At 34.9% G+C, this 23,475-nt stretch carries 28 protein-coding genes; all 28 read right to left on the reverse strand.

Features of this window, described 5'->3' with window-relative positions; all coding sequences use genetic code 11:
• Positions 1–124: 124 nt before the first annotated feature.
• The gene (gene rpsB / locus D2K60_RS09080; RefSeq protein WP_117169683.1) at positions 125–892 is read right to left on the reverse strand and encodes a 30S ribosomal protein S2; all 768 of its coding nucleotides are present in this window, start codon (positions 890–892) and stop codon (positions 125–127) included.
• Between the two features lie 157 nt (positions 893–1,049).
• On the reverse strand, positions 1,050–1,550 hold the full coding sequence (locus D2K60_RS09085) for a DUF6115 domain-containing protein (RefSeq protein WP_240335286.1): 501 nt from the start codon (positions 1,548–1,550) through the stop codon (positions 1,050–1,052).
• A gap of 10 nt (positions 1,551–1,560) precedes the next feature.
• On the reverse strand, positions 1,561–1,869 hold the full coding sequence (locus tag D2K60_RS09090) for a hypothetical protein (protein ID WP_117169684.1): 309 nt from the start codon (positions 1,867–1,869) through the stop codon (positions 1,561–1,563).
• A 22-nt stretch (positions 1,870–1,891) separates the two neighbouring features.
• Positions 1,892–3,262: a DUF342 domain-containing protein gene (locus D2K60_RS09095; protein WP_117169685.1), complete on the reverse strand. Its 1,371-nt coding sequence runs from the start codon at positions 3,260–3,262 to the stop codon at positions 1,892–1,894.
• A 48-nt stretch (positions 3,263–3,310) separates the two neighbouring features.
• Positions 3,311–4,066 carry a FliA/WhiG family RNA polymerase sigma factor gene (locus D2K60_RS09100; protein ID WP_117170375.1) on the reverse strand — a complete coding sequence of 252 codons (756 nt, stop codon included), beginning with the start codon at positions 4,064–4,066 and terminating at the stop codon, positions 3,311–3,313.
• A gap of 42 nt (positions 4,067–4,108) precedes the next feature.
• Entirely contained in the window at positions 4,109–4,612 is a 504-nt protein-coding gene (locus D2K60_RS09105; protein WP_117169686.1) for a chemotaxis protein CheD, read from the reverse strand.
• Positions 4,609–5,241: a chemotaxis protein CheC gene (locus D2K60_RS09110; RefSeq protein WP_117169687.1), complete on the reverse strand. Its 633-nt coding sequence runs from the start codon at positions 5,239–5,241 to the stop codon at positions 4,609–4,611. Before D2K60_RS09110 ends, D2K60_RS09105 begins: the two co-directional genes overlap by 4 nt.
• A 12-nt stretch (positions 5,242–5,253) precedes the next feature.
• Positions 5,254–5,724, reverse strand: a complete 471-nt coding sequence (locus tag D2K60_RS09115; protein ID WP_117169688.1) for a chemotaxis protein CheW — start codon at positions 5,722–5,724, stop codon at positions 5,254–5,256.
• Positions 5,725–5,740: 16 nt separating this feature from the next.
• Positions 5,741–7,756 (reverse strand): chemotaxis protein CheA, encoded by a 2,016-nt coding sequence (locus D2K60_RS09120; RefSeq protein WP_117169689.1) that lies wholly within the window; start codon positions 7,754–7,756, stop codon positions 5,741–5,743.
• Position 7,757: 1 nt separating this feature from the next.
• The gene (locus D2K60_RS09125; protein ID WP_117169690.1) at positions 7,758–8,828 is read right to left on the reverse strand and encodes a protein-glutamate methylesterase/protein-glutamine glutaminase; all 1,071 of its coding nucleotides are present in this window, start codon (positions 8,826–8,828) and stop codon (positions 7,758–7,760) included.
• 6 nt (positions 8,829–8,834) lie between these two features.
• Complete coding sequence (locus D2K60_RS09130; RefSeq protein WP_117169691.1) at positions 8,835–9,698, reverse strand: MinD/ParA family protein; 864 nt, start codon at positions 9,696–9,698, stop codon at positions 8,835–8,837.
• A complete protein-coding gene (flhF, locus tag D2K60_RS09135) occupies positions 9,691–10,803 on the reverse strand; it encodes a flagellar biosynthesis GTPase FlhF (protein ID WP_117169692.1) in 1,113 nt (370 codons plus the stop codon). Before flhF ends, D2K60_RS09130 begins: the two co-directional genes overlap by 8 nt.
• On the reverse strand, positions 10,800–12,833 hold the full coding sequence (gene flhA, locus D2K60_RS09140) for a flagellar biosynthesis protein FlhA (RefSeq protein WP_117169693.1): 2,034 nt from the start codon (positions 12,831–12,833) through the stop codon (positions 10,800–10,802). The genes flhF and flhA overlap by 4 nt, the downstream gene beginning before the upstream one ends.
• 26 nt (positions 12,834–12,859) lie before the next feature.
• Positions 12,860–13,939, reverse strand: coding sequence for a flagellar biosynthesis protein FlhB (flhB, locus tag D2K60_RS09145; RefSeq protein ID WP_117169694.1), 1,080 nt, complete (start codon positions 13,937–13,939; stop codon positions 12,860–12,862).
• 3 nt (positions 13,940–13,942) lie between these two features.
• On the reverse strand, positions 13,943–14,722 hold the full coding sequence (gene fliR / locus D2K60_RS09150; RefSeq protein ID WP_117169695.1) for a flagellar biosynthetic protein FliR: 780 nt from the start codon (positions 14,720–14,722) through the stop codon (positions 13,943–13,945).
• A gap of 4 nt (positions 14,723–14,726) precedes the next feature.
• Positions 14,727–14,996: a flagellar biosynthesis protein FliQ gene (gene fliQ / locus D2K60_RS09155; RefSeq protein ID WP_117169696.1), complete on the reverse strand. Its 270-nt coding sequence runs from the start codon at positions 14,994–14,996 to the stop codon at positions 14,727–14,729.
• 40 nt (positions 14,997–15,036) lie between these two features.
• Positions 15,037–15,702, reverse strand: coding sequence for a flagellar type III secretion system pore protein FliP (gene fliP / locus D2K60_RS09160; RefSeq protein WP_117169697.1), 666 nt, complete (start codon positions 15,700–15,702; stop codon positions 15,037–15,039).
• The gene (locus D2K60_RS09165; protein WP_162880741.1) at positions 15,695–16,318 is read right to left on the reverse strand and encodes a flagellar biosynthetic protein FliO; all 624 of its coding nucleotides are present in this window, start codon (positions 16,316–16,318) and stop codon (positions 15,695–15,697) included. Before D2K60_RS09165 ends, fliP begins: the two co-directional genes overlap by 8 nt.
• 74 nt (positions 16,319–16,392) lie before the next feature.
• A complete protein-coding gene (locus D2K60_RS09170; protein ID WP_117169699.1) occupies positions 16,393–16,755 on the reverse strand; it encodes a response regulator in 363 nt (120 codons plus the stop codon).
• A 19-nt stretch (positions 16,756–16,774) separates the two neighbouring features.
• A complete protein-coding gene (gene fliY, locus D2K60_RS09175) occupies positions 16,775–17,941 on the reverse strand; it encodes a flagellar motor switch phosphatase FliY (protein ID WP_117169700.1) in 1,167 nt (388 codons plus the stop codon).
• Positions 17,931–18,932, reverse strand: a complete 1,002-nt coding sequence (fliM, locus tag D2K60_RS09180; protein WP_117169701.1) for a flagellar motor switch protein FliM — start codon at positions 18,930–18,932, stop codon at positions 17,931–17,933. Before fliM ends, fliY begins: the two co-directional genes overlap by 11 nt.
• 29 nt (positions 18,933–18,961) lie before the next feature.
• Entirely contained in the window at positions 18,962–19,378 is a 417-nt protein-coding gene (locus D2K60_RS09185) for a flagellar basal body-associated FliL family protein (RefSeq protein WP_117169702.1), read from the reverse strand.
• On the reverse strand, positions 19,368–19,589 hold the full coding sequence (locus D2K60_RS09190; protein WP_117169703.1) for a flagellar FlbD family protein: 222 nt from the start codon (positions 19,587–19,589) through the stop codon (positions 19,368–19,370). The genes D2K60_RS09185 and D2K60_RS09190 overlap by 11 nt, the downstream gene beginning before the upstream one ends.
• A gap of 46 nt (positions 19,590–19,635) precedes the next feature.
• Complete coding sequence (flgG, locus tag D2K60_RS09195; protein ID WP_117169704.1) at positions 19,636–20,526, reverse strand: flagellar basal body rod protein FlgG; 891 nt, start codon at positions 20,524–20,526, stop codon at positions 19,636–19,638.
• Between the two features lie 77 nt (positions 20,527–20,603).
• Positions 20,604–20,972: a TIGR02530 family flagellar biosynthesis protein gene (locus tag D2K60_RS09200; protein WP_117169705.1), complete on the reverse strand. Its 369-nt coding sequence runs from the start codon at positions 20,970–20,972 to the stop codon at positions 20,604–20,606.
• Between the two features lie 14 nt (positions 20,973–20,986).
• Entirely contained in the window at positions 20,987–21,436 is a 450-nt protein-coding gene (flgD, locus tag D2K60_RS09205) for a flagellar hook assembly protein FlgD (protein ID WP_117169706.1), read from the reverse strand.
• A gap of 10 nt (positions 21,437–21,446) precedes the next feature.
• Positions 21,447–22,829 carry a flagellar hook-length control protein FliK gene (locus D2K60_RS09210; RefSeq protein ID WP_117169707.1) on the reverse strand — a complete coding sequence of 461 codons (1,383 nt, stop codon included), beginning with the start codon at positions 22,827–22,829 and terminating at the stop codon, positions 21,447–21,449.
• A gap of 35 nt (positions 22,830–22,864) precedes the next feature.
• The gene (locus D2K60_RS09215; protein WP_117169708.1) at positions 22,865–23,473 is read right to left on the reverse strand and encodes a MotE family protein; all 609 of its coding nucleotides are present in this window, start codon (positions 23,471–23,473) and stop codon (positions 22,865–22,867) included.
• Between the last annotated feature and the right edge of the window lie 2 nt (positions 23,474–23,475).

A 23,475-nucleotide genomic window follows, 5' to 3' on the forward strand; every position in this document is an offset into this window, starting at 1 on the left:
CCTTAGATTATCCAAATTGACAATTTTCTATCAATTATATAAGTATACTTATTCAAATGTAAGATAGTATTTCTGAAAAAAGGTGATAAAGGGTTACCCCCTTATCACCCCATGTAAACTCAACTTATTCTTTTACTGCAGTTTCTGCTTCTTTTTGCTCAGTAGCTTCAGCTTCTGTAGCTTTAGGAGCCTCAACTTCTTCTAACTCTTCACCTTGTTTTGATTCTAAAATAGCATCAGCCATTTTACCAGTAAGAAGTTTTACTGCACGAATAGCATCATCATTTGCTGGAATTACATAATCAATTTCATCAGGATCACAGTTAGTATCTACAATACCAACGATCGGGATGTTTAATTTATGAGCTTCTGCAACAGCGATACGCTCTTTACGTGGGTCAATGATAAATAGAGCATCAGGTATTTTCTTCATATCTTTAATTCCACCAAGGAATTTGTCAAGACGATCTCTTTCTTTCATTAGGCCTACTACTTCTTTTTTAGGAAGTACGTCGAAAGTACCATCTTCTTGCATACGTTCGATATCTTTCATACGATTAATACGTTTACGGATTGTGCCGAAGTTTGTTAGTGTTCCACCTAACCAACGTTGGTTAATAAAGAACATACCAGAACGAATTGCTTCGTCTCTAACAGACTCTTGTGCTTGTTTTTTAGTACCAACAAAAAGAATAGTACCGCCATTTTCGCCAATTTGTTTAACGAAATTATAAGCTTCATCTACCTTTTTAACTGTTTTTTGAAGATCGATGATATAAATACCGTTTCTTTCTGTAAAAATGTATTTCTTCATCTTTGGATTCCAACGACGAGTTTGGTGACCGAAATGTACACCAGCTTCAAGAAGTTGTTTCATTGATATTACTGCCATGATTGTTTCCTCCTATTAATTTGGTTTTATGCCTCCGCTTATTTCATATTTATAGAAAAACTAATCAATCGATTAGCACCATTTCTATCATCCATAAGCGTGTGTGATTGACACCAAAAGTAACTATACCATAACAAAATCATGCAATCAAGCAATTTTAACTGTTTTTTTTATGGAATTTTATCATTAGTTCAATCTCTGTTTTACCTGAATCTAATTTTCGAGCAATAGACTCAATAGATTCGCCTTGATTATATAAGGATAATACTTGTGCGGATAATGATTTTTCTACTGTATCATGAGACTCATTAACTTTTGGTGGTTGATAATCTACTGTTGGTTCTTTAAATGTTTCCTTTTGTTGTATCGGATCTGTTTTTTCGTAAGCATCCTTCTGTTCATTTTTTACTTCTGGTGGGTGCGTTGCATTTTTTACTTGCTTATTATTTTTCTCACTAGTAAGCATGCTTACTACCTTTTCATTTTCTTCTCTAATTTCTAACAAATAAACCGCAAGTAATTCTTCCATTTCTTTTTGCTGTTGGGCCTGTTTTGCTGCGATATCTTCTGGTTCTGTAATACGATCTTTTAATATTTTAATCGCTATAAACGTGAACACATGTAATAAAAAACTAATTAATAATAAGAAATATACCATAATACCCCTCTTAACCATTAAAATCGATTTGCTTACCGAGATATGGATGTTCTATTGCGTGCGATTCAATTGCATTTTTTCTAGTATTATCATTCGATGTTTCAGCGGTTGTTGGATGCTTCTCTTCTCTCTTATTTGAAAGCTCAGCCTTTTGCTTTAAATCATTAACAGTTTTTCTTTTTAACTCATCTTGTGCTAATTGTTGATTAGCTATAACATCTTGCATGAATTGACCTCGTTGTTGGAGCTGTTCTTGTATTTTACCAGCATCTTGCGTACGAGGCAGCGCTATTTGCATTTCTACAGCTCTCCAACTCATAAAGATCGCTTCCTTTCAAGCGTTATAGTGATTTCGAGGTTATTTCACCATTTTCTAAATAGACTTGTGTGAACTTTTGTGTCGTTCTCGTGGTCATTTGATATTTGCCAAAAGATAAGTCAACATTTTCATACAAGGAACCTTTTACAATTAATCTAACTTGGTCTGCATCCCCTATTTCTACCTGTAACAAGGAAAGTTCTTCTTCGATTTTCTCTAATTTACGATCAGCTTGTTCCACCGAATTTCGTTGCTTTAATAAGAATATCCGCTCTTTTCCTGTTAAACCAACGCTAGATTCAGCTTTTTTATTTAAACTTTCACCTAAGATTCGAAGTTTTTCTTTATTCTCTAATAGTATTTCTTTTTCTTTTAATAATTTTGTTTCTTCTTCAGCATCTTCTTGATTGATTCCAATTGCAATTTCTGTTTTTGTTTCCATTTTATTGCCGATATCCTTCACTTCTATTGATTTTCCCGCTGAACAGACACCACCAATGATATTTCCGGATTGACAATAAATATGCTCTTGTGCGACACAATGACTGTGCATTATCGTATTATGCACGATGATATCTTTCCCAGCATCAACAATAGCTTGATTAATATACTTAACTGTAACATCTGCACCAGCAATAATTGTGCCTTTACGTTGACCAGCAATTCCTTCTGAAATAAATACGTTACCACCTGCCTGAATATAAGCAGACTCCACTAAACCATATATATGTATATCCCCTTCTGCTTCCACACGATAGCCTGAAGGAATATTACCACGAATAGTTATAGACCCAACAAAATTAAGATTACCTGTTTTTAAAGACAAATCTCCAATAACCTCATATGTATTAAAAACTTGAATCACATTTGCCCCAATACTCAACTGACCGTCAGCTGTAGCATAAAATGACTGGTCATATTCATTAAACACAACATTTTTACCTGCTCGCATCCGTATTGGTTTTCCCGGCTTAGCAGGTGCCTTTTTACCATATATATTATATCCGATAGTCCCTAATACTGGCGCTGTAACTACTGCGATTTTTTCCTCTTCTTTAAGAGACGGGATTTTTTTAACATCTCGGAAATTTCTTTTTTCTTCTACCTCAATGTTATCATCCTGTTCACAAACATAATCAATTTTACCATTAAGACCATGAACAGGATATGTGCCTACAGCTATTTTTATCGGTAACAAATCCACATGATAATTTGCAACTAATTTTTCTATTGCTTCAGTTTGAATACCCACAGTTATTTTTTGATCGTCTAACCACTTTAATATTAGTTCTACAGTTAATTCTTCTGGATCAAAAGTCTGTTTCGCGTGAAGCGAAGCATCCATTTTATCAGTTGATACACTCAACTCAAATACTTCATGAAGAGGTTCCATATTATAATCCCCTTTACCACGACACGACTATATTCCACTAATTTTTAATCATGCCAAATGTTTTTTTAATTTAAAAATAGCTTGTTTATGGATTTGTGATATTCGTGATGTAGTCAACTCTAAAACATTTCCTATTTCTGTGAATGTAAGTTCTTCCTTGTAAAATAAACTAATAACTAATTGCTCATTTTTATTTAACTGTTCGATGCTCTGCTCTAGTTCTAGATGATTTTCAGCAGTCAAGATACTTTCCTCAGGTGTTAAATTCTTATCAGGTAAATTATAGCCAATACCCTCTTTATAATCATCTTGATGATCACTTGACTTTTCTTCGATGGAGAGAAGATTTGAAAATAGCGAATCTTTTACAATTTGCTCCACTTCTTGTTTAGGCATTTCCAAGAATTCAGCTACTTCTGCTAACGAAGGTTCACGATGTAACTTTTGCTCTAGATCTCGCAGTGCTTTATCAATTTTTTTCGACTTATCACGAGTTGATCGCGGCAACCAATCCTCTTTACGAAGTCCATCTATGATTGATCCTCGAATCCGAAAAGAGGCATATGTATCAAATTTCAAATCTCTTTTTGGTTCGAATTTATGAAGCGCGTCGTATAAACCGATTAATCCCAAACTCTTCATATCATCTTTACTTACATTTTTCGGTAGATGGATTGCAATTCGTTGTACATGATACTGAACAAGATAAAGATAGTGCTCAATCAATTGGTTTGCTGACTCATTATCTCTATCGTTTGACCACTTATTCCAAACCTCTTGTATTACTGGGCTAGAATCTGACATTAAATCACCTCGCAATTGTCATGTTCCCCCATTATTGAAAAATTATATTTGTTTTTCTCCTGAATTGACGGTTCTTATATTTAGCATACCCGTTTCGAGAGAAAATTCAATTGTTCGACCACTACTACCACCAACATCTTCTGAGATTAACGGAATACGATATTGTTCAAGCATTATCTTAACCGCTTCTTCATTACGCTTTCCAACTCGAAGCATGTCATTAGAAGAACTAAACGCAAACATTTGTGCACCACCAGCAATTTTAGCCTTCAATGCATATTTTCTAGCGCCTTCTTTTAATAAATAATCAATTAGAATGGGTAATGCTGTATCTGCATACTTTAATTGATTCAAGTCACTTCGTTTTGATAAAGATGAATTTGGCAGCATGACATGTGACATACCTGCTATCTTCATCGTAAGATCATAGACAACCACTCCTACACATGAACCTAAACCTGATGTCCGCAAAACTTCCGGCGATTTTGCAAACTTCAAGTCAGCGATGCCTACTTTAATTATTTCATTTGTCCCTATTAACACTATCTTGTAACACCTAATCTATCAAATATTTTTGGGAAAGATTCCGGATCGGGTAATAAAAAGAAATGACCTTGAATTGGCTCACCGCTATTACCCTCTTCATTAATAATTGTGTCGATAATAATAGCATAGTCACTTTCTTGTGACAATTCCATCAAGCCTTGTGTTAATATAGCTGCCGCCATATCGATGTGTAGGAGTGGGACTGATGGTTGTAATAATATTTTTATGAAATCTGATAATGCTGATAAATAAGATCCTGCTAATATATTACCTAATTCTTGTAATGCTGATAAACCCATTTCATCAAAAGGAGGATTCTCTAAATTAAAATTATCTATACCAGTCATTTCTTTTACAAATACTTCTGCTTCAGGAGGTGAAAGTACAAAAAACATATTGCCTGGTGCCTCACCTTGAATACGAAGATATACAGAGACAATAATTTTATCAGGGCCACCAACTAAATCCATCATCTCATCAAAGTCAACTACACGTACGGCTGGAACCGTCATATCTACTTTTCTATTTAACAAAGTAGATAATGATGTAGCCGCGTTTCCAGATCCGATATTTCCTATCTCTTTTAACGTGTCTAGTTGATATTCTGTTAAAGATTCTATAAAAGACATATTACTCACCTACTAACCTTCGATTTCATACAATTCTTTCATTCCATCCTTTGACAGTACTTTATCCATATTCAATAAAATTAATAAGCGTTCAGCTAATTTTGCAACACCCTCTATATAATCCACTTGCACCGAACCAATGACCTCTGGGGCTGGTTCAATTGCATCAGTAGGTATATCAATAACGTCGTATGCGGCATCGACAATTAAACCAACTGCTAACTCTTCTAGATTAACGATAATAATACGGGTACTTTCTGTATAGCCAATATCCGCAAGATCAAATCTAGCTCGAAGATCAATAATTGGTGTTACGACACCACGTAAATTAATTACCCCCTTCACAAAATGCAATGTACTCGGAATTCGTGTAATATGCATCACACGTTCAATTGAACCAACTTGCTTAACGGGTAGTGCGTACTCTTCTTTGTTCAATTCAAACACAATTGTTTTAAGCTGCTTTGCAATTTCTTCTGACATGATTTATCCCTCCTTATTATTTAATTAAAGCATTGGTATCCACGATCAATGCTACTTGTCCATCACCTAAAATAGTTGCTCCAGAAATAGCGAATATATCCCCTAAATAATCACCAAGGGATTTCAGGACTATTTCCTGTTGTCCGATGAATGTATCTACAATTAATCCAGCCATTTTTTCACCTTGTCTAATGATTATGATAGAGCAAAATTGATCCTCTTCCACGTCACCAGGTACATTAAATACTTGTTTCAGTGAGATTAATGGTACCACTTTACCACGGAAATCAATGACTTGTTTGTTATGTGCATGCATGATTTCAGTTTTGCTAACAATTGCCGTTTCAATAATTGATGATAACGGTATCGCATACTTTTCTTTGTGAACTTCAACTAACAAGACTGATATAATCGATAAAGTTAACGGCAGTTGAATCGTGAACAATGAACCTTTACCAAATTCCGATTCGATTGAAATACTTCCACCAAGTGATTCAATTGTATTTTTCACTACATCCAAACCAACACCACGGCCAGAAATATCAGAAATTTTATCTGCTGTCGAAAAACCACTAGCTAAAATCAATTGATGTATTTGCGAATCTGTTAAACTACCTGCTGCTTCTTTAGAAACAATACCATTTGAGATTGCCTTTTCTAAAACTTTTTCTTTATTTATCCCTGCACCATCATCAGCGATCTCGATAATAACATGATTTCCGCTGTGATAAGCATGTAGTTTTAACGTTCCTTCTTCTGGCTTACCTTTTTCTTTTCTAACAGCTGGTGTTTCAATGCCATGGTCTAATCCATTACGAATTAAGTGTACTAATGGATCACCAATTTCATCAATTACTGTACGGTCTAACTCGGTATCAGCACCTGTAATTTCTAAATTAAACTGTTTGTTTAGATCCTTTCCTAATTGACGAACCATTCTTGGAAATCTATTAAATACTTGATCAATTGGCACCATACGCATATTCAAGATAATTCCTTGTAAATCACCTGAAATACGTGTCATTCGCTCAACAGTGTCTTGAAGCTCTGGGTTTTTCAAAGTAGCTGATATTTGTTCTAATCTACCACGGTCAATAACCAATTCTTCAAATAAGTTCATCAATGCATCTAATCTTTCAATATTAACTCGTATTGTTTTACTCGTTACTTGCGTTTTCTGCACTACCTTTTCATCACTTTTCCCACTAGTACTTTCAGCAGTCACTTCAACTTGAGTCGTTGTTTCATTAGCTTCTTCAACTTTTACGTTGTAATCAAAAAGACTTATTTCTACTTCAGCTATTTCTGAGACCTTCATTATTTTCTTTTTAACATCATCTGCTGATTCACTTGTCACTAAAATGACAGTAAAATCATAGTCAAAATTTTCATCTTCTAATTCAGATACAGTTGGTTTTGATTTTATAACTTCACCAACCTGTTCTAAAATTTGAAAAACCATATAAACACGCGCTGCTTTTAACATGCATGTTTCTTGTAGACTAACATTAATTTGAAAATTAGAATAACCATTTTCTTCTGATTGTTGTAACACTGCAACTTCAAATTGATCTAATTCACCTGCACCTGATTTTACGGCTGATTTAGTTGATTCTGCAATATCTACTGTGGCAGCAACTTCTACTATTGCCTCACCCTTTTCAATTGCTTCTAATTTAGCTACTGTTGCAGATACATCTTTTTTACCTTCTCCACCATCAACAATATCTAATACCATTTCTTCTAAATTATCCACAGCCTCAAATACAACATCTAAAATCGCAGAATTCATTTTCAATTTATCGTTGCGTACAGCATCTAAAACGTTTTCCATTATATGCGTTAAATCAGCTAAGTCTTTGTATCCCATTGTAGCTGACATACCTTTTAAAGTATGGGCAGATCGAAAAATTTCATTTACTGTGTCCATATTAGTAGGATCGTTTTCTAATTCAAGCAGACGATTGTTAAGCGATTGGATGTGTTCTTTACTTTCTTCAATAAACACATCTAGATATTCATTCATGTCCATTTTATTCACCTCTGGCTTTAATTTGGCTAACTAGTACCTCACTTATTTCTGTTAATCGAACAACATGATCTACTACATTTGTTTTTTCAGCTGCCTGAGGCATTCCATATACGATACATGTTTCTTTAGATTCAGAGAAAATAACCGTATTTGATTTCGCTTCTTTTAAGGTGATCAAACTATTAGCACCATCAGCGCCCATTCCCGTCATAATAACAGCAAAGACTTGTTCGGCCTGTAACAATGCAAGTGACTCAAATAATACTTCAACAGATGGTTGATGACCATTTCGAGTTTCTTCCTTTGTAATTACTGCCTGTAAACCTTTTACTGTTTTTTCTACACGAAATTGGAACCCGCCGGGGGCAATATAAGCTGTCCCCTTTTGCAAAATCTCTTTATTCTCAGCTTCTTTAACATTGATCTCTGACATGGAATCTAAACGTTTTGCTAACGATTTCGTAAATCCAGCAGGCATATGTTGTACAATTGCAATAGGTGCTGGTATATCTTTCGGTAATCGCGTAATTACTTGCTGTAATGCTCTTGGTCCACCTGTTGATGTTCCAATTCCAATAATTAGATCAGAATTCGCAGTTCTCCGAGACAAGCGCGGTATAAAAGGTGCTATTACTGGCTGCTTCATCTCATTATGCGTTAATCTTTCTACTTTAGCATTTACTGCCTGTAACACCTTAGTTTTAATTTCGGCATCTTTCTCTCTAATGTTTAGGGAAATGGAACCAGAAGGTTTTGTAATAAAATCAATTGCACCTAATTCCATCGATTCAAGTGTCTTATTTGCACCTTCTTTTGTTAAACTTGAAAGCATAATAACAGGTCTAGGTTTATTTTTCATAATTTTCTTAAGCGTAGTGATCCCATCCATGATTGGCATTTCTACATCTAATGTTATGACATCAGGATTTAACTGATCAATTTTTTCTAGTGCATCTTGCCCGTTTCGAGCTGTACCAATAACAGTTATTCTTGGATGTGATTGAAGAATATCGGCAATCATTTTACGCATAAAGGCTGAATCATCAACAACTAATACGTTTATTGTGCTCATGGCAATCTACCTCTCTTTTACAAATTGTTTCAACTTTGATATGAAAGTTGAAGGGACTTTTTTCTCAATATTTATAACATTACCAATATATTGAGTCACAATTTGTTCCATCGCTAAGGTAACTTTTGACTTTGGATCATACAATGTGAATGGAATTTGGCTAATCACTGCTTTGGAAACAGATTTATCATTAGGTAAAATGCCTAATGGGGTTATTTCTTTTTTTAAAAAACTTTGCATTACTCTTTGTAACCGTTTTATTATCGAACGACCATCTTTGTTGTTTTCAGCACGGTTGACTAAAAGGTATAATGGCACGTGATAATTACGATGGCAAATGTGCTTCATCATCGCATAAGCATCCATCATTGCTGTAGGTTCAGGTGTTGTAACTACAATGCATTCATCCGCAGCTAAAACATAAAACATGCTATCTACAGATGCACCTGCACCCATATCAAAAATAATATAGTCGAAATCTGTTATCAATTCATCTAACTGTTCCAAGAAGTAATTAAATTTATTTTCATCCATTTTGAACAGATCAGTTAATCCAGAACCTGCTGTGATATACGACAAATCGTGCGGTCCTGTCTCTATAATATCATGAATCGACAATTGATTCTCGTACATTTGCACAATTGATCGTTTAGCTTGAACACCCAATAAAATATCGATATTACCCATACCAATATCTAAATCAAATAAAAGAACTTTTTTCCCTTTTTTTGATAGGTTTAAAGCAAAATTAAGTGAAAAGTTGGATTTACCTACTCCACCTTTCCCACTTACAACTGCAATTGTTTTTGCTTGTCTTGTTGTATTAAGTCTGTCGATTTTCTTTCTTAAATTCGCTGCTTGATCACGCATGTGAATCTCCAACTATAAAATCACTAATTTTTTTACTTGTAGCCTCTTCAATATTATCTGGTACATCTTGTCCATCTGTTAAATATGCCACACCTATCTGATACTTGAGAGCCAAATTTAAAATTGCACCATAGGTAGCCGTTTCATCTTTTTTAGTAAAGATTAATTTTTTGATCGGAATATTTTCGAATTGATTATAAATAACATCCAGATCAGTTGACTTGGTGGTTAATGATAAGACTAAATACGTATCAATATCATGTTCAAGGTCAACTACTTTTCCCAACTCGGCAATGTACTTAGCGTCACGGAAATTTCGACCTGCTGTGTCGACTAAAACAATATCGTAAGATTTGAACTTTTCTCTGGCTTTACGATAGTCGTCAATTGTATATGCAATTTCTAATGGGATATCGAGAATTTTAGAATATGTTTTTAGTTGTTCAATTGCCGCTATTCGGTACGTATCTGTTGTAATTAACGCAACTTTTTTACCATCAACCAACATACAATTCGCCGCTATTTTAGCTATCGTTGTTGTTTTACCAACACCTGTTGGTCCAACCAAATGTACAAATTTCTTGTAATACGTAACCCCACCAAAATCATTCCTAGCTAATCTCTTATCAATAGCCTCTCCAGCCTGTTTTTTAGCTAGTTCATAAGTTGTATCCTCTGTCGAATTCGTTTCTATACTATCCGCAACAATTTCTTGTGCAATGTCGAGATTAACTTCTTGTTCCAATAACAGGTCTACAACCGCTTGATATGTAGGCGGAAATACATCTACCTCATTACTTGTTGTCTTCTCCATCCATTTACGCATCGCACGGACTTCGTCTAATAGCACTTGCTGTTTATCGTTTTCTTTCTCTGTACTTGTAGAAATAGGTATGATAGGTGTAGATTTTTCTTCAAATTTAGGTTTAGTTGGTTGCGGGTCTAATGCTGCAACGACTTCCATATTTCTTTTTTTGAAAAGTCCTAAAAACCCCCCCGTATAGATAACCTTTGAATTAAGAATTACAGCATCTGCACCCAATTCTTTACGTACTTTTTTCATCACTTCAGGCATTGTTGGTCCTATATATTTTTTTATCTTCATGCAACATTCACTACCCCTACACTTTTAACATCTAAATTAGGTTCCAATTCATTATAAGATAACACGACGACATGTGGGAAAAAACGATCCAGTAATTGCTTCATATACATCCGTATAGTTGGTGAACAAAGTATAATTGGCGTTTCCTCTTGCAATGATATATTCTCTATCTTTTCCGTAACGGAACGAATAATGCGTTGCTGTGAATCAGGATCTAAGGATAAGTAACTTCCATGTTCCGTTTGTTGAATATGGTCTGAAATCATTTGCTCCACTTCGCCAGCAACAGTTATCACTTTTAACCCCTGTTCATCTTGAACATATTGTTTCGTGATTTGGGCGGATAATGCCTGTCTTGCATACTCTCCAAGTAAATCCGTATCATTTGTCATTTTACCGAAATCAGCTAAAGTTTCAAAGATAATCGGCAAGTTTCGGATCGACACATGTTCACGTAATAATTTCGCTAGTACCTTTTGTACGTCGCCAATAGAAAGTGGTTCAGGTGTTACTTCTTCTACTAATATAGGATATGACTCTTTTAAGTGATCAATTAATTGCTTCGTTTCTTGACGTCCCAATAGTAAATGCGCATGTTTTTTAATTATTTCTGTAATATGTGTTGAGACAACAGAAGGTGGATCAACTACCGTATAACCAGATAATTCTGCTTCATCTTTTACGTCTTCCCCTATCCATTTAGCGGGAAGTCCAAAAGCAGGTTCTGTTGTATCGATTCCTTCTAAATCGTCTTCATCCAGTCCAGGGGTCATCGCTAAATAATGATCTAACATTAGCTCTCCTTGCGCAACTTCATTCCCTTTAATTTTCAATTGATATTCATTTGGATTTAATTGAATATTATCACGGATTCGAACTACCGGAATAACAATTCCTAATTCAATAGCCAACTGCCTACGAATCATGACAATACGATCCATCAAATCTCCACCTTGGTTTGTATCAACTAAAGGAATTAATGCATATCCAAATTCAAACTCGATAGGATCCATACTTAAAAGATCAACAACATTGTTTGAAGACTGCATTTGCTGTGAATCTGCTGCTTCTTCTTCCCCTTTTTCATCTACTTCCGTTTCTACAATAGGTCTGGATAGCCAGTAACCTCCAAATATCAGTACCGCAGCAATGGAAGTTGTTAAGAAAAAGTTAATAGGTGTCAAGCCGAACATAAAGATTGTTCCACCTGCAATATATAGCATCTTTGGATAACGTAACAATTGTTCTGTTACATCGCTTCCTAAGTTACCTTCAGAGGCCACACGCGTAACAACAATACCCGTAGCAGTTGAAATAAGTAATGCAGGAATTTGACTTACAAGACCGTCACCAACAGTCAATTGCATAAACGTAGATATTGCTTCTCCAAAGCTCATATCCATTTGCATCATACCAATAATTAAACCGAAAATAATATTGATTAAAACGATAACGATTCCGGCGATCGCATCGCCTTTAACAAATTTACTTGCACCATCCATTGCACCGTAAAAGTCTGCTTCCCCTTCTACTTTTTCTCGACGCTTTTTAGCTTGTTGCTCATTTATCATTCCTGCATTTAAATCTGCATCAATACTCATTTGCTTTCCTGGCATAGCATCTAGCGTAAAACGAGCCGCAACTTCCGATACACGTTCACTACCTTTTGTAATAACTAAAAACTGAATAATAACTAGAATTAAGAAGACAACAAAACCAACTAAAGCGTTGTCCCCAATAACAAATGTACCGAACGTTTCTACTACATTACCCGCTTGTCCAGTTGATAGAATCGAACGTGTAGTAGAAACATTAAGTCCTAAGCGGAATAAGGTTAGGAGTAACAACAACGAAGGGAATATTGAAAACTGTAAAGGTTCTGTGGTATTCATCGACACTAAAATAACAATAAGTGCTAAAGATATGTTTACCAAAATAAGGATACTCAACAACCAACCAGGTAATGGAATAACTAACATAACAATTATTAAAATAACACCGATTATAACGGATAGGTCTCTTATTTTCATTATTAACTCTCCCTACTAGATCAACCTTAAGCTTTTTGTTCGATTTGATAAACATATGCTAAAATTTCCGCAACAGCTTGAAAAAATTCTTCTTGAATTGCTCCACCTATCTCAATATCAGCATATAACGCTCTTGCTAAGGTTCTATTTTCGACCATTACGACCTGGTTTGCTTCAGCAATTTCTCTAATCTTCGAAGCTACAAAATCGACACCTTTAGCCACAACATAAGGAGCATCAGATTTATTCTCATCGTATTTAATCGCAACAGCATAATGTGTTGGGTTTGTGATAACAACGTCTGCATCTGGTACATCACTCATCATACGTCGCATGGCCATTTGTCTTTGGCGTTCTTTTATTTTAGATTTAATTAAAGGATTACCTTCAATATTCTTATGTTCATCTTTAATATCATTTTTAGACATTTTCATATTCTTTTCATGGTCATATCGTTGATAGGTAAAGTCAATAACAGATACAAATAGTAATGCAATCGACGAAAAGATACCCATTAATATCGTCACATTCGCAAAAAATGCCAAAGCAGCATTGACGTCTTTTCCAGCAAGCATCATCATCTCATCTTTGTTCATCCATAAAATCGAAAAGGTAATTGTAGCAATAACAGTTATTTTTAACATCGATTTAACTAATTCAACTAAAGCACGTGCTGAAAAAATACGTTTGGCACCTTGAATTGGATCTAGTTTACTAAATTTCATTTGCAAAGGTTCTGTGGTAAATAAAAAACCGATTTGCATAAAATTTGAAGCAAGTCCAGCAACAATAGCTATCCCCATTACCGGAGATAGTGTTTGTGCCATATATATGGTGATTTCTGCAAACATAGTTTGTAAGTTAGGGATCGTAATTTCCCAATTAATAAACTCAGTAAACGATCTTACATATAAGCCAGTCATTTTTTCTTTCCAAAAGGTTCCAATAACAGTGAAAAGTATAAATATAAAAAACAATAAAAGTGCTGTATTGATATCTTGACTTTTGGCAACCTGACCTTTTTTACGAGAATCTTGACGTTTTTTTGGGGTTGCTTTTTCTGTCTTTTCTCCTGCAAAGAATTGCAGATCAAGTTTTAATTGCATGACTTAAGCACCTCCAAACAGCTGCATCAATAACTGCATCATCTCTAATGTATAAGAGAACAACTGCCTTACGATTGATATAAACATCACCAAAAACATTCCTACTACAAAAAGTCCAACAAAAATCTTCAATGGTAAACCGACAACAAACACATTTAATTGCGGAACTGTACGTGCAATAATACCTAATGCAACATCTACTAGAAACAAACAGCCCACAACTGGTATTGCCAATTGAAAAGCCACCAAAAATAATTGATTAAAGATATCAATAACTAACATTACAATATTCTCATTGTTGAAGTTAATCATTTGATCTAATGGAATGGTTTCAAAACTATAGAAAGCACCATTGATTAGAAGATGATGTCCATCAACACTCAAAATAAAAAGTAGCACAAACGTGTAAAAATATTGTCCCATTAAAGGACTTTGTGCACCTGTTTGTGGATCAATAACATTCGCTATCGCAAAGCCCATTTGAAAATCGATAAACCCGCCAGCAATCTGAACTGCTGATAATATCATGTACGCTATTAAACCTAATAGTAAGCCGGCAATTGCTTCCTTACCAATCAATAAAAAGAAGGTTGAATCAAGCGGTATTGTCGGAATTTCAATACTATATAGTATAATCCAAGATAAAAAAACGGCTAGTCCAATCTTAAATTGCATTGGAATATTACGATATGAAAAAATTGGTACTGTTGCGAAAAAAGCAGTAAATCGTATGAGGATTAACAAAAAAGCTGGTAAACTATTAATATCAATAGACTCTAACATACCTCTACCCTACAAACTGATTTAAATTTTGAAATATATTACTCGAAAATTCAACAATACGAACAAGCATCCATGGTCCAAAGAAAATTAAGCCCAAAAAAACAGCAACAATTTTAGGAACAAATGCCAGCGTTTGTTCTTGAATTTGTGTTGTTGCTTGAAAGATACTAACTAACAATCCCACTACAAGGGCTAGTATTAAAAGAGGACCTGTTACAATGAGTACTGTAAATATTCCTTGTTCAGCTAAATTAATAACGAAATCTCCACTCATCTTCTCCTTCACCTCTTATCTCGTATCTCGTATTCCATTCCTAAAACCCTTGTAATAAAGATTGTGTAATCAAATACCAGCCATCAACTAACACAAATAATAAAATTTTAAATGGTAATGAAATCATTACTGGTGGTAACATCATCATTCCCATTGACATTAAGACACTTGCCACAGCCATATCAATAACTAAAAAGGGCACAAAAATCATAAACCCCATCTGAAAGGCCGTCTTTAATTCACTAATTGCGAATGCGGGCACTAATGTTGTTAACGGAATATCTTCCAATGATTCTGGATTTTCTAATCCACTATAATTCATAAATAAAGCCAAATCTTTTTGACGTGTGTGCTTAGACATAAATTCTTTCATAGGAATACTTGCATTTGTGTAAGCTTCATCCAACGTTATTTCTTCATTAAATAATGGTGTCAATGCTTCTTCATTCACTTGTTGAAAGGTTGGTGCCATAATAAAAAAGGTTAAAAAGAGTGCAATCCCAATCAATACTTGATTAGGAGGCATCTGTTGTGTAGCAAGTGATGTTCTGGTAAAAGATAAAACTATAATAATCCGTGTAAAACTTGTCATTAAAATAATTATACCAGGTGCTAGTGAAAAAACAGTTAATAATAACAGTAATTGAACTGATGTAGCGACATTTGACGGGTCCGAACTTGAAAATATATCAACAAATTCATTCATGTTTATCTTCTTCCTTACGTTTGTATTGCTCTGTTATTTTTTTTCTTTTATCTGCTAAACCATTTAATTCATTTTTAAATAAAGATGAAAATGCAGCAGGCGTTTTCGTTTGTGTATCTTGCTGTTTCTTTGATGAAAACCGTGAAATAGTTTTCCCAACAACGTCAGCAATCTGATTTGTATTTGTTTGCTCCGAATCACTTGCCAATAACGTTTTTTTGGTTTCCTCGTCCGTAATCTCCGTTAGTAGTTCAATGTTATCTGCCACACCAACTACAAATATACTTTCACCAATGCGAATCATTTGAATCGATTTGTTAGAACCAAGTGGCACACCGCCAATGTTTTCTAAAGTATTAGCGTTTTTATATAGTTTGTTTTTTTTGTTAAATAGTTTTAGTAATAAATACATTAATCCCAAAATCAAAATTAGAGAAAGAATAATTTTTAGTACTGTAATAAATAGACTATCGACTGAGCCCTCACTTATAGAAGTATCACTACTTGGCTCTGATCCCCTATCCTCTATTTCTAATTCAGGCGTATTCGTTTCAACAATAGGAGTATCATTTTCAAATAAGTCATCAACGTATCCATTATTATTTGCCGCTGCCATTGTGCTTGGAAAGCTAACCCAACTAAAGCACACAATTATGAAACAAATGATATTTACTTTTCGCATGTTTTTCATCAACTCAATGCTTTTTGAATGGCCTCAATGACGCGATCTGCCTGAAATGGTTTTACAATAAAGTCTTTTGCACCTGCTTGAATTGCATCAATTACCATCGCTTGCTGTCCCATAGCCGAACACATCAGAACAACTGCGTCAGGATTGATTGCTTTAATTTCTTTAAGTGCTGCAATTCCATCTTTTTCAGGCATTGTAATATCCATTGTAACTAGATCTGGTGTAAGCTCTTTATACTTTTCAACAGCCTGTACACCATCTTGCGCCTCGCCTACTACTTCAAAACCATTCTTACTTAAGATATCTTTAATCATCATACGCATGAAAGCCGCATCGTCAACTATTAAAATTTTCTGAGCCATTATATTTCCCCCTAGTTAATTACTTTAATTTCCTTAATCGATCTGATTGGCTTACGATATCTGTTACTCGCACACCGAAATTCTCATCTATTACGACTACTTCACCTTGTGCAATTAATTTATTGTTGACATGAATATCTACCGGTTCTCCAGCTAATTTATCTAATTCAATAATAGATCCCGATGATAATTCTAAAATATCTTTTACTGTACGTTTCGTCCTACCTAATTCAACTGTAACTTGTAACGGAATATCCATCAACATGCCTAAGTTACGTTTTTCATTCTGTGGAAGATCTACATTATCAAAAGCGGAAAAAGAAGCATTTTGAATAGAGGCATTCTCCTGTGATAATTCCCCTAAATTTTTAGATTCTGCTGGTTGATTAGAAGTTGCCTGTTGGTTTGGTGCTTGTACAGGTACTTCTTCTTGTTTTACATGATTTGTTACAGTTTTTTCAGGTTGCTCTTCTGTTTTATCAGCTGGTCCATTCAATAAACCGTCAACCATTTCTTTAGCAAATGATAAAGGTAACAACTGCATAATGTTTGAGTCAATTAGCTCGCCAATTTTTAATTGAAATGACACTTTTACAAAAATATCATCTTCTGGCATATAATCAGCTTTGGTATCGTCATTCACATCTAACATCATGATCGCTGGTGGGGATATGTCGACTCTTTTACTAAATATGGTAGACATACTCGTCGCAGCAGTTCCCATCATTTGATTCATTGCTTCTTGTACAGCACTTAAAGAGATCTCATTTAATGCTTGAGAATCAGTTTTACCATCGCCACCCAACATCAAATCTGCAATAATTGCTGCATCATTTGAATCTAATACAAATAGGTTAGCGCCCTCGAAACCTTCTGTGTATTTTACTTCTACACCTACATTTGGATTAGGAAATTCCTCTTCTAATCGATTGCGAGTTATTGTAGAAATCGTTGGCGTCGTAATGTCAACCTTTTGATTTAACAATGTAGAGAGTGTAGTTGCAGAACTACCAAATGAAATGTTACCAATCTCTCCAAGTGCATCAATTTCAAGGTCTGATAATAGACTTTCTATATCTTGTTCTGCTTGTTCATCATTATTATCAGTTGTATCAGGCTGATCATCATCTGTACTGTTTAACAATGCATCAATTTCATCCTGTGATAACATACCGTCATTCATCATCTGAATCGCCCCCTTTTATTTCTTTCATAATTTGGACGGCCAATTTGTTCTTTTTCCTTCCGGGTTGTACATAATATAAATCTTCTTGATCAATTTGCATCACTAATTCATCGTCAATTGATTGATCCAAGTGGAGGACATCGCCCATTTGTAAATCCAATAATTCTTCAATCGTAATCGAGGTTTCTCCAAGCAAAACCCTCATATCTAATTCTGCTGTTTCAAGGTTCTTTGTTAAATTTTCATATTCTTCTGGTTTTCTTTCCTTTGGTTTCTCCGTTTGCATCCAATAATGAACAGATAATTTCGGTATAATAGGTTCTAAAACCACATGTGGAATACATATGTTGATCATGCCACTACTCTCACCAATTGTGGTATTTAATGAAACGACAACAACTGTTTCATTTGGAGAAACAAGCTGCACGAATTGCGGATTTACTTCGAATTCTTCTAACATTGGATCAATGTTAATCACTGATGACCACGCTTCTTGTAAATTATCTAATCCCTTTTCAAATAACTGTGACATAAGTGTTGTTTCAATTTCCGTTAAACTATCTACTTTATTTACACTATTTCCTTTACCACCTAACATTCGATCTAACATTGCATAAGCAATGTTTGGATTGAATTCAAAAATAATTCGACCATGTAAAGGTTGCATACTGTAAATATTTAATATTGTTATCGTAGGAATGGAGCGAATAAATTCTTCATAAGGAATTTGATCAACAGATGCAACAGATATATTCACATATGTGCGTAACTGCGCAGAAAAATAAGTTGTTAATAATCGTGCAAAGTTCTCGTGAATACGTGAAATACTTCTAATTTGGTCTTTTGAGAACCGTAATGCTCGTTTAAAGTCATATACACGCACTTTTTTTTCTTGTTCTTCTTGTTTTAATTGATTTGCATCCATCTCACCGGATGAAAGTGCGGATAATAATGCATCAATTTCATTTTGCGACATAACCTCATTGGCCACAACATTCACCTCCTAGGAAGGAGCTTTTATCACTGTATGACTTTACTAATGATATATACATCGATAATATTTCCCTCATCCATTAGCTCATTCATTTGATCTTTTAGTTTTGTTTCTAATTCAGTCAAGCCTGCTTGTATATCGGCTTCCGTAAGGTTTACAGATTCTTTAATAAAGAGGTTTTGAAATTGAAAAGACCTATTCTCAATTTCGGTACGTGCCTTTTTACTGTCTGTAATAATATCAAATTGCATTCGAACAAAACTGCCGTCTTTTAAATCAGTACTCATTTCCTCAGTTGTATAGGAGTATTCTACCATTTCCTCTAAACTTAACTCTTTATTTTCATCATCTGAACTGTTTAAAATATAAATCAATGCCCCTACGCCAACAATCAAAATGATAGCTATCGAACCTATCATAATTTTAAAAAGTTTAGAGTTCACTTTGTTCACCTGCTTCTTTTAGCCATCCTTGTAAGCCTATCATTTGGTAATAGCTGTTTACCAAAGTAGCTACTTCCTTCTCTGTCTCTTTAACCACAATAATTTTTCCATTTGATAAAGTAATAGTTGTATCAGGAAATGATTGAATTTGCTCAATTAAAAGTGCATTTAATGTAAAACTATCTCCATTGAATTTCGTGATTTCTATCATATTATGGTTGGGGCAAGTTCAAAAAAACTTGCCCCGCACCTCCTTACTATCGTTTCAAGTTAACTAATTCTTGTAAGATTTCATCTGATGTTGTGATAATTTTAGTGTTTGACTGAAACGCACGTTGTGCTGTGATCATTTCAGTAAATTCTTCTGCTAAATCAACGTTAGACATCTCTAGAGCACCAGATACTACTGAAGCATTACCTGCTTCTTCAGGTGTGACTAAATCATCTAAATTGTTAAAAACCCCGTCTGCATTTTCTGTGAATACACCAGCATTAGCCGTCATTTGATAAGTATTCGCACCGCCTTTTTCTAACCCACCTGGATTAGAAAAAGAAGCTAGTCTTATTTGGCCTGCTACCAGTGCTTCACCATTGCCATCAACATAGTTAACAGTACCATCATTTGATATACTAAAACTTGCGGCATCATCAGGGATGTTAATTCGACTTAAATTCCCAGTTAATAAACCTGCTTCCGTTGCACCTTCACCTAGTAGATAAAGACCATCTGGATTTACAATATAACCGTCATCATCTAAGTAAAAATTACCAGAACGTGTGAAACTTATATCTGAATTTTCCATATCTACATTTGCATCATCATTCAAGTTACTACCCAAAACAAACATACCATCTCCTTCAAGTGCCAAATCCAATGCTCTATTCGTAGTTTGTAAACTACCTTGTGTTTGGATGTTATCAATTGATCCTGTTTGTGAGCCAAGTCCTACTTGAGAAGCATTAATCCCGCCACGTATATCAGTTGCGGCTTGCGCACTAGCTACTGTTTGGCTCATCATATCTTGAAACGTAACGCGACCTTTCTTAAAACCAGTTGTGTTCACGTTAGCAATATTATTACCAATAACATCTAATTTTGTTTGGAAATTTTTCATTCCTGATATACCTGCATACATTGAACGTAACATTTTACCATTCCCCTTTTATTTTAATTAGCTGTATCAATCAGTCAACAGCTTGAATGGCTCCCCTTAATGGGACCAGCCTAATCTACAACAATCGTTCCATTAATATTTGTGAAAATACGACTTTGTGCTTCTGCTCGATCCATTGCTGTCACAACCGTGTTATTTTTCGTACTAACTAATAAGGTTGCTTCATCTGTAACAACTAAAGAATCTGTTATTCCTTTTTGTTTTGCCTCATTAACTTTATCTGAGATTTGCTGCCACTTGCTATCATCAATCTTGATGTTTCTTTCTGTTAATCTAGCTTGTGCATGCTTACTTATCTTTAGGGTGTTTACATTTGATAAGACATCTTGAAAAGAAGTACCGACCTGTTTTTTCTGAATATTACTTCTGCTCTTTGGAAGCAATGCCCCTTGATGTACTTGTTGGATGCGATGATCCATTTTTTTCACCTTCCTTAATCAGTTGAAGGTTGGCTTAACTTAAGAACTTCATCCGTATAGATCTTACTCTCATTCTCTAATTCCAAAACGGCATACCCTTCTTTTTCACTTACCGCTACAACGTTACTTTTAACAATTTCCTTTGGTTCAATCACTTCACCAGACTCTTCATCAATTTTATAGTACGATACTTCTTTACCGATTAAATGACTATTTTGGATTACTGGTGAAACTGTTTGGTTTTGAACTAAACTACTAATCGATGTATTCATTTCCATCATCTGCTCTAATGAAGTAAAAGTAGCCATTTGTGAAATGAACTCTTTATCTTCCATTGGATTCAAAGGGTCTTGGTTTTGTAATTGTGCCATTAATATCCGCATGAATTCATCCTTACCTAATTCAGAGCTAGTCGAGCCACGAGATTGGTTACTCAAATAATAAGAACTATCAATTGTCGTCAAATCAATTCACCTACACTCTCTCATTCATTAATACTTCTTCAAAACTTATACTACCTTGATTTTGCTCCCCATCATTCTGCTCTTTTCCTTCAGCATCTTCTTGTTCAGATGAATCTGACATCTGTTCATCAAATGAAGGACTGGATTCTTCTTGTGTTTGTTGGAACATTTGCGCATCTTGTTTTTCAATCACTACTTGATTTGGTGAAAACATATGGCGTAATTGCTGAATATTTGTTTCTAACGCATCTTTAGCTGCTTGTGTTGTGGCAGTGATTTTCACCATCATTTCCCCATTTATTTGGGTTAATTTAACTGAAATATCTCCTAGATGGTTGGGTTTTAATTTCAATAACAGCTCGTTAGATCCATTCGGACCTGACATAAATTTACTTGATTTAATAACTTTTTGAAGTTCTTCCATTAAATTATCAGAAGTAGATTTTTGGTTAGTTTGTGTTGACTGCTTTACATGTACAACAAATTGTTCTAACTTAGAAATTTGTTGACCTGTTGCTAACGTTTCGGCATTACTAGTCGATGCGGTTGTCTTTGCTTCAGTTGATGAACTATTAACAGCATTATTAACCCATTTTGATACATCTGTAGTTGTTACCATTGCATTAGACTTGTATTTGGTTTGCATCTGACCTTCTGTTCTTTTCTGGTATGTTCCCAACAAACGAGACCACAACTGTCCTTCAGTCGCACCTTTTTTATCTTGTAACAAATTAGTTGTTTCTTGTGGTGCGCTTTTCTCTAATGCTGTCCACTGTTCTAGTAATTTCAAGACTTTAACACTCAACTCTTGATCGAAATTACCAGAAGCTACTTGTGCAACCACTTGTTCTACTTGTCTCCACAAGTTTGCTATCTTCTCTATACTTTGCTCATTAACATCGACGTTTTGTAAAGTACTATTTTGAAATAATTGTTCTAATGACGCCATTTGTCCGCTTGCATGATTAGTTTTGGTATTCTCCTCTACTATAGCTTTGGAAGAGACTATATTTTCAAGCCATGTTGCTAGTTCAGTGTTATCTTGTTGTTTAAGGAAGTTGTTACTTTGCTCAGACGCTTCCTCTGAAACAGCCATCCATTGCTCTACTAATTCCAAAAGGTCTCCGTCAGAATTACTATCTGTTAGATCAGTAGATAGTTGCTCAACAGCCAGTTCAAGTTGATCCCATAAACTTTTCATCTGATCGGATATATCTGTATCGTTTTCTAATAACATCATTTGCTCCACTAATTCAGCTATACGAGTGGATTCCTCAGTTGAACCAATTGAGTCTAAAAGACTACCAAAAACAGATTGTCCTTCACTACTACTTTTAGTACGGCTATTTCCCAGTTGTGTTGTTTGCTGATTCAAAAGTGCAGTTACATTCAAACTTTTTCACCTCCCTTCAAATAACTAAAAATTAATTATTCTAGTAATAGTTGTGTAAGCTCAGCGGCAATTTCTGCATCCATCGCACTTAGTACTTCTCCTCTATCTTCATCCTTCATTTGTTGTAAGATCGCTGTGGCTAAATCACGTTCAACATTTGACAAGATTGGAGCTGCGCTTTCGGGATCCATTTCTTCATAGGACCTTGTCAATTTGTCTAAATTTTCATTTTCAGCTTCTTCAACATTTTCTTCAGCTCCAGCTTCTTCTACTTCTTCACCAGAAACATTTTCAGCTTGATTCGACAGCTTAACAATTTCTTGATTTAACTCATCAATAGTTTGTTCGTGAGTAGATACTTCTGTTTCTAACGTTTCAATTGCAACATCTTTTTCAGAAAGTTGTGTTTCAACCTTTTCTTCTTGGCGCTCAACTACTGCTTCTTCATCTGTGGTGACAACTGTAGAAAGAAAAGGAATCTGATTCGCTACCTCTTTTGTTTTATCAATAACATTAATTCCCATTGATGAAAAGATAATAAAAGCAACTATGATAGCAAAAACTAACGGTATACCAATTACTAATACCCACTGCATAAAACTAGGACTCTTTGCTTTATTTTCTTGTTTTATCTTTTCTGCCATTT

Source organism: Paraliobacillus sediminis (assembly GCF_003426055.1).

Bases quoted from the DNA above. Each gene is read 5' to 3' on its own strand.
- D2K60_RS09130 (WP_117169691.1), bottom strand. From the start codon at position 9,698: ATGCGTGATCAAGCAGCGAATTTAAGAAAGAAAATCGACAGACTTAAT.
- D2K60_RS09115 (WP_117169688.1), bottom strand. From the start codon at position 5,724: ATGTCAGAAGAAATTGCAAAGCAGCTTAAAACAATTGTGTTTGAATTG.
- D2K60_RS09090 (WP_117169684.1), bottom strand. From the start codon at position 1,869: ATGAGTTGGAGAGCTGTAGAAATGCAAATAGCGCTGCCTCGTACGCAA.
- flhF (WP_117169692.1), bottom strand. From the start codon at position 10,803: ATGAAGATAAAAAAATATATAGGACCAACAATGCCTGAAGTGATGAAA.
- D2K60_RS09165 (WP_162880741.1), bottom strand. From the start codon at position 16,318: ATGGCAGCGGCAAATAATAATGGATACGTTGATGACTTATTTGAAAAT.
- fliQ (WP_117169696.1), bottom strand. From the start codon at position 14,996: ATGAGTGGAGATTTCGTTATTAATTTAGCTGAACAAGGAATATTTACA.
- D2K60_RS09100 (WP_117170375.1), bottom strand. From the start codon at position 4,066: ATGTCAGATTCTAGCCCAGTAATACAAGAGGTTTGGAATAAGTGGTCA.
- flhA (WP_117169693.1), bottom strand. From the start codon at position 12,833: ATGAAAATAAGAGACCTATCCGTTATAATCGGTGTTATTTTAATAATT.
- D2K60_RS09200 (WP_117169705.1), bottom strand. From the start codon at position 20,972: ATGGATCATCGCATCCAACAAGTACATCAAGGGGCATTGCTTCCAAAG.
- D2K60_RS09110 (WP_117169687.1), bottom strand. From the start codon at position 5,241: ATGTCTTTTATAGAATCTTTAACAGAATATCAACTAGACACGTTAAAA.
- D2K60_RS09125 (WP_117169690.1), bottom strand. From the start codon at position 8,828: ATGAGCACAATAAACGTATTAGTTGTTGATGATTCAGCCTTTATGCGT.
- flhB (WP_117169694.1), bottom strand. From the start codon at position 13,939: ATGCAATTAAAACTTGATCTGCAATTCTTTGCAGGAGAAAAGACAGAA.
- D2K60_RS09190 (WP_117169703.1), bottom strand. From the start codon at position 19,589: ATGATAGAAATCACGAAATTCAATGGAGATAGTTTTACATTAAATGCA.
- fliY (WP_117169700.1), bottom strand. From the start codon at position 17,941: ATGATGAATGACGGTATGTTATCACAGGATGAAATTGATGCATTGTTA.
- fliP (WP_117169697.1), bottom strand. From the start codon at position 15,702: ATGAATGAATTTGTTGATATATTTTCAAGTTCGGACCCGTCAAATGTC.
- D2K60_RS09120 (WP_117169689.1), bottom strand. From the start codon at position 7,756: ATGGACATGAATGAATATCTAGATGTGTTTATTGAAGAAAGTAAAGAA.
- flgG (WP_117169704.1), bottom strand. From the start codon at position 20,526: ATGTTACGTTCAATGTATGCAGGTATATCAGGAATGAAAAATTTCCAA.
- D2K60_RS09085 (WP_240335286.1), bottom strand. From the start codon at position 1,550: ATGGTATATTTCTTATTATTAATTAGTTTTTTATTACATGTGTTCACG.
- D2K60_RS09215 (WP_117169708.1), bottom strand. From the start codon at position 23,473: ATGGCAGAAAAGATAAAACAAGAAAATAAAGCAAAGAGTCCTAGTTTT.
- rpsB (WP_117169683.1), bottom strand. From the start codon at position 892: ATGGCAGTAATATCAATGAAACAACTTCTTGAAGCTGGTGTACATTTC.
- D2K60_RS09095 (WP_117169685.1), bottom strand. From the start codon at position 3,262: ATGGAACCTCTTCATGAAGTATTTGAGTTGAGTGTATCAACTGATAAA.
- D2K60_RS09170 (WP_117169699.1), bottom strand. From the start codon at position 16,755: ATGGCTCAGAAAATTTTAATAGTTGACGATGCGGCTTTCATGCGTATG.
- fliR (WP_117169695.1), bottom strand. From the start codon at position 14,722: ATGTTAGAGTCTATTGATATTAATAGTTTACCAGCTTTTTTGTTAATC.